A 12383-nucleotide genomic window follows, 5' to 3' on the forward strand; every position below is an offset into this window, starting at 1 on the left:
ATTTTGTGAAGATGACTAAAAAGATTTTTAAATATAGCAGCATCCTGTTCTTGTTGGCTTCACTGGCAGTTACCAGCTGTAAAAAGTTGGATGATATGAACACTGATCCAACCAGACCAACTACCGCTTCACCGGCAAACCTGCTTACAGGTGCCCAGAAAAGCACGATGGACATGCTTTACAGCGGATTACAAAACGGCTTCATCGCTATGAACTATGCACAGTTCTGGACTGGAAACTCCAGAACAAATGATAGCCAGTTCAATCTTGATGAAGGTAATAATGCCGCCTTCTGGAATACATTATATCGTATCTCATTGCATAATCTCGACGACCTGGTTAAACAAAACACTGCTAACCCGGGACTGCCTGGTGCAACTAACCAGAGTGCCATCGCCAAAATTACCAGCGCATGGATCTACCAGATTCTGGCAGATACCTATGGGAACATTCCATACACAAAAACCTTCCAGGGTAGTAGTAATATTACCCCCCAGTATGATGATGCCCAAACCATTTATAACTCCCTGCTCGATACACTGCAGGCACAAATAAATGTGCTGGATACAGCACAGGTAAGCTTTGAAACCGGGGATATTATTTATAACGGAGATGTGGAAAAATGGAAAAAACTGGCAAATTCACTGATGCTCAGATTGGCCATTCGTATGGTAGATGCCAACCCGCAAAAAGCCAAACAAATCATTGAGGCGCATTACAAGGATGCCATTAGCGACAACGGGGAAAATGCAGAGTTCGAATATCTCAGTACGGCACCCAATAAGTTTCCATATAACGAGTCTGAGCGCGCTATCATCGATTTCTCCGTAAGCGCTACCCTGGTAGACTACATGAAAAGTGTAAATGATCCACGTCTCAGCATCTATGCCCGTCCATCCACTATTAGCGATACTATTTTAGGTATGCCATATGGCTCATCCGCTTCAAATCCGGACAGGCTTCCTATAGACAACTACTCGTTTCCGGGCACACAGATCTATAGCGCAACAATGCCAGGTATCCTGATGGGCTACGCCGAAGTGGAGTTTATCCTCGCTGAAGCCGCGGCCAGGGGAATGAGTGTAGGCGACGATGCTGCTACACATTACGCAAAAGGCATCACCGCTTCCATCAACTACTGGCGCACGCTTACCAACAATTCAGATATTACCGACGCCACCATTCAGGCATATATAGCAAAGGTACCTTACGTGGCAGCCGACTGGAGAAATGTGATTGGTACACAAAAATGGCTGGCACTTTATCCGCAAGGCTTCCAGGCATGGTTTGAAAGAACCAGGTTGCATTTCAGCAAACCCGGCGGACAACCATTATTCATTGCTCCGGTATCAGGTTCTCTGGACCCAAGCGTAACAATGGTGCCTTACCGGTTAACTTATCTGCAATCCGAACAAACACAGAATAAAGCCAGCTATGAAAAAGCAGCTTCCGACATCGGTGGCGACAAGAAAGGCACCAAACTGTGGTATAACAAATTCTGATACAACAATCAACTATAGCTAAACAACAATCTACCGGCGCCTGCATCTGCAGGCGCTTTCTTTTTTTATCCCTATTTATTTATCTTTAGCCCCACCTATATTCAGCGATTATGAGGAAAGTACTGCTAACAATAGCCCTGATGGCTATTGCCCGTTTTGTATCGGCACAGGATATGACACAGGCATACCAGAATTGGTATACCTATTTCGGCACCATGAAAATTAACAGCAAATGGGCGGTTCCGTTTGATGTGCAGTTACGTATCAGGGATGGTATCAGTAACAAAGGTCAACTGCTCATGCGTGGCGGTCTGCAATATTCTATTAACAAACAGGATCATATTTTATTGGGATACGCCTATGTGCCAACCTATAATGCTATCAGCAATACATGGCTACCCGAACAACGCATCTTTGAACAATATATCCATAAAGCAAAAAAACTGGATATGACGCATCGCGTCCGGCTGGAGCAACGCTGGGTATCACAACCTTCTGCACCAGGGGATCCACACGCTATCGGCAACTGGAAATATGGCAACCGCGCCCGCTATTTCAACCGCACACAACTGCCTGTCCGTCATAAAAAAGCAGCCACACCATTCTATGTAGCCTTACAGGATGAAATCTTTTTGAATCTCTGGGGGAATGATATCAGCAACCTGCTGTTCGATCAGAACCGTTTCCTGGTGGCCTTTGGATATCAGTTCAATGCCAACCTCAAAGCAGATATAGGCTACATGAACCAGCTGATCCAGGTTACCTCGGGCGCTAAAACCATGAACCACATCCTGCATTTCAGCGTATTCCAGAACATCAACCTGTAACGCTGCAAACCATTACTGGTAATTACTAAATTTCGATTTGAGTATTCCCGCGAAATTGCGGTAGGCTTCCTCTGTCTGGAAAGCGCTGGTAGGAATGAGAAAGAAGGTTTTCTTATCACGATAGAGGAAGAAGAATTTTTCAGTTTCCACTACCCGGGAAAAATTACTCCAGCTGATATTCCGCGGATGGTCACTCCCGCGGGTGGTAATCAATAACCCTTCATCAGAATACTTCAGATGTATACTGTCTTTAAAAGTAGCTGCCTTATTATAAATGGAAACGGGTAACAGGTACCAGAATACCCAGCCAAGCACCAGTATCATGATAACAATACCAGTGAGTGCACCAGTGGTAACCACGCTGAAAAAATAACCCGTTAAAGTAGCAAGTAATAAGATGATAAGGGTATTGCGGAAGACTTTAATCTCGCCTCTTCGCATAAAATGATAGCGCAATGCATGCAACACATCCCCTTTATCGTAGTTAAACTCTAAATGCATTATCGCCTGGCAAAACTATTTTATCTGTTAACTGAAATCGACATAGGATTATCCATTTCATCACGCACAGTAACAGGTGCTTCCTTCTTCCGGCCGCGTTTTACATTAGACAGATCGTCCTCGCTGAATCCGGGGAAGTTCTTCTTGATGAACAGAAAATATTGTTGCAAGGTTTTTGGATCTACCTTGAAAGGAAAAGCCAACTCCTTACCACTTCCTTTGAGGAAGTCGTTTGTATTTAACTTGGTTTCGTTTTGTAAGTACCACTTGTATAAATCCACAATAGCTTTCTCCAACTCTGCTTCATCCACTTTCTCTGTTGTCTCTACCCGCGGAAACATTAACACAAACTCTTCTACCCTTACAGGTTTTGCATTATTTGTGTTTTTGGCGTTATTACGGTTATCGTTGTTGTCTCCGTTTTTATCACCATTATTATCCCCGTTCTTGAAACCAGTGCTGGCATTTGCTGATGCGGCTGCGGCCAAAACTACCAACAGCATTAACAACAGCTTTTTCATAAGGTGTCAAATTTTCGAGTCTAAAAATACAATTATATTTTGAGATTTCTAGTAGATTCCAAAATATGCGTAAAAACCCCTGAAAAAAACAAAAGCAATGGGCGAACCATTGCTTTCGAGAGTCATTTACAGTGCATGATGAATCACGCGGTGTAGGAATATTTGGTTTTTCATAGGACAGTAACCATAATAAAAATTAATACAATAACAAATATAATAAAATTATATCGTGAGTCAGGCGAAAGATTAAATATTAGAAATAATAAAATATTTTGAGAAATTTTTTAAAAAGACGCAATAAAATCAATCTTTTTAGAAAAAAATCAAATAGAAAAATATGTGATAAGAATAAAGACTTAAATATCGTCCGGAGAAGAGAGGAAAAATCGGGCGTTTTTTGAAAAAAGTAAGGGCGCCTAGAAAAGCGCCCTCAATTTGTTACTATCCTATGAAAACCCTATTTGAATACAAAGGTAAGGGCATGTTATTTTTCTTTGAAATTTTAGAGGCTAAATAACATATCATTAACAAGAAGTTGCAACATCAATCAGCTGCAACCCATGCTGGTACCACAATTCAAACATTTATAGCAAGTTCCCGAACGTACCGTGATATGCCCGCAGGTATTACATGCAGGTGCATCACTTTGCATACTTTTCAGGTAATCCTGCGTACCACTTTCCTGCTGAAACGCAGTAGCCGCCTGCTTTTTGGGAACACGCGGCGCAGCCTGCCCGCTATTACTTACCCGCCCCGGCAATGGAGCCTCCGCGTCCTCATCCGCATCCCCTTCACCCGTATTACCGGGTGCGTCAAGCACATGCACCAGGTCCGTACGCCCCAGGTACTCGTATCCCAATACCCGGAAAATATAATCAATCAGTGAGGTAGCCGATTTAATATTGGGATGATCTACCATCCCGGCCGGCTCAAACCGCGTAAATACAAACTTATCCACAAACTCCTCCAACGGAACCCCATATTGCAAACCCACAGAAACCGCAATGGCAAAACAGTTCATCAAACTCCGTAAAGTAGAGCCCTCTTTCGCCAGATCAATAAATATCTCTCCCAACGTACCATCATTATATTCTCCGGTACGCACAAAAATCACCTGGCCCCCCACATTCGCCTTTTGCGTAAATCCACCCCGTTTGGATGGCAAACTTTGCCGCTCTACAATCCTCGACAACTGACGCTTCAATGTTGTGTCCCTGCTGGCCAGCATGCGCTTGTTCACTTCTTCCAGCAACTCATCTATCGTCAGCTGTTGCAAATCCTGCCCGGTTGCAGGCTCGGTTACAGCCTCCACCTTTTTCTTTTTATCGCTCTTGTTACTCAAAGGCTGACTTAACTTACTACCATCCCTGTACAAAGCACAGGCTTTCAACCCAAGCTCCCAGCTCAGCTTGTAAGCGTCCGCAATTTCATCCACAGTCGCCTCGTTCGGCAGGTTAATGGTTTTGGAAATAGCCCCGGAAATAAAAGGCTGCACCGCCGCCATCATCCTGATATGGCCATGCGCATGTATGTATCTCTCTCCATGCTTGCCGCACTTATTGGCACAGTCAAACACCGGCAAATGAGCCTCCTTCAGGTAAGGCGCGCCCTCTACGGTCATTGTTCCGCACACATAATCATTCGCCGCCTCTATCTGCTCATCCGTAAATCCCAAAGCATGCAACAGGCTGAACTCAAGACTGTAATATTCCTCCGCCTTAAATCCTAACCGCTGCAAACATTCTTCTCCCAATGTGTAAACATTAAATACAAATGATATATCAAAAGAAGAAGAAACAGCAGTATCCAGCTTCTTCAGCTCTTCTCCCATAAACCCTTTCTCACTCAGCGACTGATGATTAATATAAGGCGCTCCGGCAAAATTGCCGGTACCCTTCGCGTAATCCACAATCGCCTTTATTTCATGGGAAGAATATCCCAGGTTTTGCAACGCCGTAGGGATAGACTGGTTAATAATCTTAAAATAACCGCCACCAGAAAGCTTTTTGAATTTCACCAATGCAAAATCAGGCTCCACACCAGTCGTGTCACAATCCATCACCAGACCGATAGTACCGGTAGGTGCAATCACGGTTGCCTGCGCATTGCGGTAACCATATTGCTCTCCCAGCTTCACCGCCTCATCCCAGGCCTTAGTGGCCGACTTTAATAAATAATCCGCGCAATACCGCGCGTCAATGCCTTTGGGTCTTATTTCCAGCCCATCATATGCGTCAGATGCATCATATGCCGCCGCCCGGTGATTCCGCATCACCCGCAACATATCCTCCCGGTTTTCCTCATACCGTGGAAAGGCGCCCAGGTGTGCAGCCATCTCCGCAGATGTTTTGTAGGCAATCCCCGTCATGATAGCAGATATTGCCCCCGATATGCCACGCGCCTCCTCACTGTCATACGCGATACCACTCACCATCAGCATGGAACCCAGATTAGCATACCCCAGCCCCAGCGTGCGGTACTCGTAACTGAGCTGCGCCACCTCTTTAGATGGGAACTGCGCCATCAATACGGAAATCTCCAGCACCACCGTCCATAATCTCACGGTATACTCAAAGCCCGGCACGTCAAACAGGTTCTTTTCATCATTGAAAAACCGCCTCAGGTTCACAGAAGCCAGATTGCAGGCTGTATTATCAAGAAACATATACTCCGAACACGGATTGGAGGCGTTAATACGCCCGCCCTGCGGACAGGTATGCCACTCATTGATAGTAGTATCATATTGAGTACCCGGATCTGCACAACGCCAGGCTGCATAGGTAATTTGGTCCCAGAGATCCTTTGCCTTTACCGTTTTCACGGTTTTACCGGTACTCCTGGCCTTCAGCTCCCATTCGCCATCTGCTTCCAGTACCCGGAAAAAAGAGTTCGGCACCCGCACGGAGTTATTGGAATTTTGACCGGATACTGTTTTATATGCATCTCCCTCATAATCAGAAGAATACCCGGCGGCAATCAGCGCTGCCACCTTCTTTTCTTCCTCAACTTTCCAGTTCACAAATTCCATGATCTCCGGGTGATCAAGATCCAGGCACACCATTTTTGCCGCCCTCCTGGTGGTACCACCCGACTTAATAGCTCCCGCTGCCCGGTCACCGATCTTCAGAAAGCTCATTAATCCACTGGAAGTTCCGCCACCACTAAGCTTTTCCCCATCTCCCCGGATATGCGAAAAATTAGTACCAACGCCGGAACCATATTTAAAGATGCGCGCTTCCCGCATCCATAAATCCATTATTCCGCCTTCATTCACCAGGTCATCATTTACACTTAATATAAAACAGGCATGAGGCTGAGGCCGCTCATAGGCAGAGGTAGATTTTTCCAGGGTACCTGTGTGCTGCTCTACATAATAATGCCCCTGAGGCTTGCCTTTAATACCATAGCTCTCAAATAAACCAGTATTGAACCACTGCGGGGAGTTAGGCGCACACGATTGGTTGAGCATGCTGTAGGTCAGTTCCTCATAAAATACCCGGGCATCTTCTGCAGAAGCGAAATAGCCGTATTTTTCTCCCCAGGCACGCCAGCAGTTGGCCATACGATGTACCACCTGTTTCACAGAAGTTTCCCTCCCTGAAGTTCCATCGGCCTGTGGCACCCCGGCTTTGCGGAAATATTTCTGCGCCAGGATGTCGGTAGCAATTTGCGACCAGGCTGCCGGCACTTCCACGTTGTTCATTTCGAATACTACGTCGCCACCAGGATTACGGATCACAGAGGAGCGGAGCTCATACGTAAACTGATCGTAAGGACTCACACCTTCTTTCGTAAAATGGCGGGAAAACGCAAGCCCATTCTTACTATTGACTGGATTTTTCATGCCCGTAAATTTTTCTTAGATGATATAAATGAGTTAGTATAGCGGAGTACTCTAAAATTAATTTTAAAATGCCTGGAGCGACTCATTTATTTTGCACAGATTGTGGATAATTGCGCAAACAGTTTGCCAACACGTTTGTTATAGAGCCAAAAGAAATCCGGCTTAAAATTTGTCATTAACAAAACGTTTACAGTTCTGTCACACATAATCAGCTAGGTATCATGAAGTTCATGAATAGAAAATGAATTGAATGCATATTTATTTAGCAATGTGTGTTATTAATAAAAATATTATACATTTGCGACAACCGGAACAATGCGCTATTGATGTACAATAACATATACACTTCGTTCATCGAAAGAAAGGCTAAAAAGGAAAAGGCATTCGCGGTTTTAATTGATCCGGATAAGGTGACCCCTGCCGGAATCATAGAGATTGCTGATAAATGCACTGCTGCCAAAGTTGATTATATCTTCCTTGGAGGTAGTCTGGTGATTTCTGATCACCTTGATGAATGCGTACAACAGCTGAAAGCCAGCTGCAACATTCCCGTTGTATTATTTCCCGGAAGCCCTTCTCAGGTATCAAAATATGCCGATGCCTTACTCTATCTGTCTGTAATTTCCGGCAGAAACCCCGAATTACTGATCGGTCAGCATGTAGTATCTGCTGCTGCCGTGAAGAAAAGCGGACTGGAAGTAATTTCAACCGGTTACATGGTAATCGACGGCGGAGCACCCACAACTGTTTCTTATATCAGTAACACCATGCCTATCCCGGCAGACAAGGCAGATATTGCCATGTGTACCGCAATAGCAGGGGAAATGCTGGGAATGAAAGTGATTTATATGGATGCCGGCAGCGGCGCCCGTGTACCTATCACAGAAAGTATGATCAGCCGGGTGGCCAGCCAGGTACAGGCTCCTATTATCGTTGGAGGAGGTATCAGGGATGCAGAAAAAGCTTACCTGAACTGTAAAGCAGGCGCGGATATTCTCGTAGTGGGTAATGCTATTGAGAAAGATCTCTCTCTCATCAAGGAACTGGCAGATGCGGTGCATTCTGTTCCCGTGAAAGCATAAAACAGATTTGACTTAAAAGATATAAAGCGAATGACAGCAGATATCCTGCTGTCATTCGCTTTAATAGCTGATCGCCAAATACTTACAGGCTCATCATTTCTTTAAACTTCACTGCCTGTCTGCGGCTTACTTCAATTTTTTCGCCTCCGCGCATTTCCAGCAACAGACCGCCATTAAAATAAGTATCAATTTTCTCAATCATCCGCAGATTCACAATATGTTTACGGTTTGCACGGAAAAAAGTACGCTCGTCCAGTCTTTCTTCCAGCGCATTCAATGATTTGAGGATCAAAGGTTTGTTGGTTTCAAAATATACCCGTGCATAGTTCCCCACACTTTCAAAAAGCCGGATCTCCTGCAGCTTCACAAACCAGCACCTGTCGCCATCTTTCACAAAAACCTGGTCATTCTCAGACAATAAATTACGGATACCACCGGATGCCGCCAAACGGTCCTTTTCATCCTGCTGATGCAGTTTGTGGATCGCATCTGCCAGCCGCTTGGGCTCTACCGGCTTTAACAGGTAGTCCAGCGCGTTGTACTCAAATGCTTTCAGCGCATACTCATCATATGCAGTAGTGAAAATCACCTGTGGTGTTTTTTCCAGCTCTGCCAGCAAGTCAAAGCCCGTTTTATCAGGCATCTGAATATCCAGGAACAGTAGGTCGGGATGAAGCGTTTCTATCTTTTCTATACCATCCTTCGCATTCACAGCTTCTCCTACCACCACTATTTCCGGGTGATCTGCCAGCAATTTCTTTAACTCACTCCTGGCCAGGCGTTCATCATCTATTATCAATGCTTTTTTCATTGGCAATATGAAGTTTGGTTGATGATTTAATTGATTTAAAAATAATAGCTATAACCAGTTTATCCGGCTACAGCAGTTTATAACAAGTGATTTAGAGCAAAGGCATCACTACAGTAGCTTCTACCGTTTGCTCATCTTTATTCCTGATTTCAAAGGAAGCCCTGCTTCCAAACAAAAGGCTCAACCGCTGCCGGGTGCTTTGTAATCCAAAGCCATGCCCGTTCATATTGTTTTCTACAAGCTGGCCGGTGTTTTCAATGGTAATTACATGCTGCATACCTTTCAGGGAAGAGTGAATATAAACGAACCCGCCCCTGATGATCCGGGAAATCCCATGTTTAATGGCATTTTCCACCAGCGTTTGCAACATCATAGGAGGTACCTGTAACTCCAGCGTATCCGGGTCAATCTCATACTTTACACTCAAACGCTCCTCAAACCGGATATGTTCCAATGCAAGGTAATCCTTTACTATATTCAATTCGTTTTCCAGACTCACCGTTTCCGCCTTCTCCGTTTGCATAGAGCTTCGCAGGATATTGGAAAGCTCTGTGATGGCAGTTCTTGCCCGTTGGGGATTTTCATCTACCAGCGCCCGGATACTGTTCAGTGCGTTAAAAATAAAATGCGGATTCAGCTGCGCTTTAATCGTTTTCAGCTCCAGCTCCTTCACAGTAGCCTCCAGCTTTAACTGATCCACCTGCGACCGCCGGTTCCTTTCAATGTAGTGCCATATGAAATATAGAAACCACCAGATAGTAGTGATCAGGAAAGAACCTACAATCCCCACCTGGATGGGCGTATCCGATAAGTGCAACAGGTATATCCCAAAAAAGTAATATCCAATATACGATACCAGCCCCGATCCCGTCATTAACCCGATGAACAGCAGAATCTGGTTCTCAAAATTATAGTTCACCCACGCAAACCGGTGAATCAGGTTACGGAAAAAATGGGTGGCTATAAAACCGAATAACACAAAAATTACCAGATTCAGATAATAAGCCGCGTCCGGAGACGTTTTTCTGTAAACAGAAAAGGCGAAGAAAACATTGATCAGAAAATATGCCGACCACCCCAATATCTGGCACCACCAATATTTGTTTATTTGTTTAAACATTCAATCAAATTAGTAAACTTCACCTATATTCCAAAAATACCCTACAGCGCCCCCTGCAGAAACCTAAATGTTATAAATGGTGAATCAAAAAAGGTAAATGGCAGATGGCTGTATCTGAATGGCGAAATATCACGGAACTGTCCTATTTTCCTGTCATACTTACACTATTTACCACATATTTTTATGTATTTTTGTTACTTCATATAAACCCTGAGCCCAATTATGAATATAAAGGCAGGTCAACTGTTGAGCCAGATAGAATATCCCGCTGATTTGCGAAAGCTGAATAAAGAACAGCTTCACCAGGTATGTGAGGAGCTGCGTCAATACATTATTGACGTAGTAAGTGTGCATGGTGGCCACTTTGCGGCCAGTCTTGGTGTAGTGGAGCTGACAGTCGCTTTGCATTACGTTTTTAATACTCCTTACGATCAGCTGGTATGGGACGTGGGCCATCAGGCATACGGCCATAAAATTCTCACCGGTCGCCGGGAAACATTTCCTACCAACAGGAAATATAAGGGCCTCAGCGGATTTCCTAAAAGAGATGAAAGCCGCTACGATACCTTCGGCGTAGGACACTCATCCACTTCCATCTCCGCAGCACTGGGCATGGCAATGGCCTCCCATTATAAAGGAGAATTCGACCGCCAGCATATTGCAGTGATCGGCGACGGCGCCATGACCGCAGGTATGGCCTTCGAAGCCCTCAACCACGCCGGTGTGGCAAACGCCAACGTACTCATTATCCTGAACGATAACTGCATGTCCATAGATCCTAATGTGGGCGCGCTGAAAGAATACCTCACAGATATCACCACTTCCCCCACCTATAACAAGGTAAGGGATGATGTGTGGAACCTGCTGGGCAAATTACCTGTAGGAAAGAAATTTACCCGCGACATGGCCTCCAAACTGGAAGCCAGCCTCAAAGGCGTAGTGTCCAAATCCAGCAACCTCTTCGAAGCACTGAAGATGCGCTACTTTGGCCCCATCGACGGACATAACATCACCAAACTGGCGGATACCCTCCAGGATCTGAAAGATATTCCCGGCCCGAAACTGCTGCACATCGTTACCACCAAAGGTAAAGGCTATGCACTCGCAGAAAAGGACCAAACCACCTGGCACGCGCCGGGTCTCTTCGATAAAATTACCGGCGAAATATTCAAAAAACCGGTCACCAGCCCGCAACCTCCCAAATACCAGGACGTTTTTGGCCATACCATCATTGAACTCGCAGAACAAAACGATAAAATTATCGGCATCACCCCCGCTATGCCTTCCGGCTCCTCCCTCAAATTTATGATGGAGAAAATGCCGCAAAGAGCCTTCGACGTGGGCATCTGCGAACAACATGCGGTTACCCTCTCTGCCGGCATGGCAACACAGGGCATGCGCGTTTTCTGTAACATCTACTCTTCCTTCTTCCAACGTGCCTTCGATCAGGCCGTACATGATGTAGCCATCCAGAAACTACCCGTGATATTCTGCCTCGACAGGGCAGGACTCGTAGGAGAAGACGGACCTACCCATCACGGCGCCTACGATATTGCCTATATGCGCAGTATTCCCAATGTGATCATCAGCGCGCCCATGAATGAGGAAGAAATGCGCAACCTGATGTACAGCGCCCAACTGCCGGAAAATGATATGCCTTATGTGATCCGCTATCCACGCGGACAAGGCGTAATGCCGGAATGGCGTACACCGTTTAAAGCCATCAAAGCAGGTACCGGCCGCAAAATCCGCGACGGAAAAGATATCGCTATCCTCTCCCTCGGACATACCGGTAACTTCGTGGCTGAAGCATGTAAGGAATTAATAGGAGACGGATTACAACCCGCTCACTACGATATGCGCTTTGTAAAACCATTGGATGAAACCATGCTGCACGAAATCTTCCAGTCGTTCGACAAAATAATTACTGTGGAAGATGGTACCATTGTAGGTGGTTTCGGCAGCGCCGTTATCGAATTCATGGCAGCTAACAACTATAAGGCAACCGTTAAAAGATTAGGTATCCCCGATAGAATTGTGGAACATGGCAAGCCGGAAGAATTATACCGCGAATGTGGTTATGATGCTGCTGGTATTGCACGCACCACCAGGGATATGCTGAAAGAAAAAATTACCGTCACTATTTAATAAAAGAATTTAGTTATTTAGCTATTT

General features: G+C 45.3%; 9 protein-coding genes. 4 read left to right on the top strand and 5 right to left on the bottom strand.

Annotated elements, in window-relative coordinates; genetic code table 11:
- Nucleotides 1-11 precede the first annotated feature (11 nt).
- Nucleotides 12-1502: a SusD/RagB family nutrient-binding outer membrane lipoprotein gene (locus B5Z18_RS13190; RefSeq protein WP_079469793.1), complete on the top strand. Its 1491-nt coding sequence runs from the start codon at nucleotides 12-14 to the stop codon at nucleotides 1500-1502.
- A gap of 110 nt (nucleotides 1503-1612) precedes the next feature.
- On the top strand, nucleotides 1613-2329 hold the full coding sequence (locus B5Z18_RS13195; RefSeq protein ID WP_079469794.1) for a DUF2490 domain-containing protein: 717 nt from the start codon (nucleotides 1613-1615) through the stop codon (nucleotides 2327-2329).
- A gap of 12 nt (nucleotides 2330-2341) precedes the next feature.
- Here the strand turns inward: B5Z18_RS13195 and B5Z18_RS13200 are convergent, their stop codons facing one another.
- The 3 genes from B5Z18_RS13200 to B5Z18_RS13210 all read right to left on the bottom strand — a co-directional run bounded on the left by B5Z18_RS13200 (nucleotide 2342) and on the right by B5Z18_RS13210 (nucleotide 7195).
- The gene (locus tag B5Z18_RS13200; RefSeq protein WP_079469795.1) at nucleotides 2342-2830 is read right to left on the bottom strand and encodes a YcxB family protein; all 489 of its coding nucleotides are present in this window, start codon (nucleotides 2828-2830) and stop codon (nucleotides 2342-2344) included.
- A gap of 20 nt (nucleotides 2831-2850) precedes the next feature.
- Nucleotides 2851-3351 (bottom strand): hypothetical protein, encoded by a 501-nt coding sequence (locus tag B5Z18_RS13205; protein ID WP_079469796.1) that lies wholly within the window; start codon nucleotides 3349-3351, stop codon nucleotides 2851-2853.
- A gap of 547 nt (nucleotides 3352-3898) precedes the next feature.
- The gene (locus B5Z18_RS13210; RefSeq protein ID WP_079469797.1) at nucleotides 3899-7195 is read right to left on the bottom strand and encodes a vitamin B12-dependent ribonucleotide reductase; all 3297 of its coding nucleotides are present in this window, start codon (nucleotides 7193-7195) and stop codon (nucleotides 3899-3901) included.
- A gap of 326 nt (nucleotides 7196-7521) precedes the next feature.
- Between B5Z18_RS13210 and B5Z18_RS13215 the strand changes: the two genes are divergently transcribed.
- Complete coding sequence (locus B5Z18_RS13215) at nucleotides 7522-8277, top strand: phosphoglycerol geranylgeranyltransferase (RefSeq protein ID WP_079469798.1); 756 nt, start codon at nucleotides 7522-7524, stop codon at nucleotides 8275-8277.
- Nucleotides 8278-8359: 82 nt separating this feature from the next.
- Here the strand turns inward: B5Z18_RS13215 and B5Z18_RS13220 are convergent, their stop codons facing one another.
- A complete protein-coding gene (locus B5Z18_RS13220; protein ID WP_079469799.1) occupies nucleotides 8360-9088 on the bottom strand; it encodes a LytR/AlgR family response regulator transcription factor in 729 nt (242 codons plus the stop codon).
- Nucleotides 9089-9179: 91 nt separating this feature from the next.
- Nucleotides 9180-10208, bottom strand: a complete 1029-nt coding sequence (locus B5Z18_RS13225; RefSeq protein WP_079469800.1) for a sensor histidine kinase — start codon at nucleotides 10206-10208, stop codon at nucleotides 9180-9182.
- A gap of 222 nt (nucleotides 10209-10430) precedes the next feature.
- Here B5Z18_RS13225 and dxs point away from each other — a divergent pair, with 222 nt between their 5' ends.
- Nucleotides 10431-12356, top strand: a complete 1926-nt coding sequence (gene dxs / locus B5Z18_RS13230; RefSeq protein WP_079469801.1) for a 1-deoxy-D-xylulose-5-phosphate synthase — start codon at nucleotides 10431-10433, stop codon at nucleotides 12354-12356.
- Nucleotides 12357-12383 lie beyond the last annotated feature (27 nt).

Origin of the sequence: Chitinophaga ginsengisegetis (assembly GCF_900168065.1) — a bacterium.
GTDB lineage: Bacteria > Bacteroidota > Bacteroidia > Chitinophagales > Chitinophagaceae > Chitinophaga > Chitinophaga ginsengisegetis.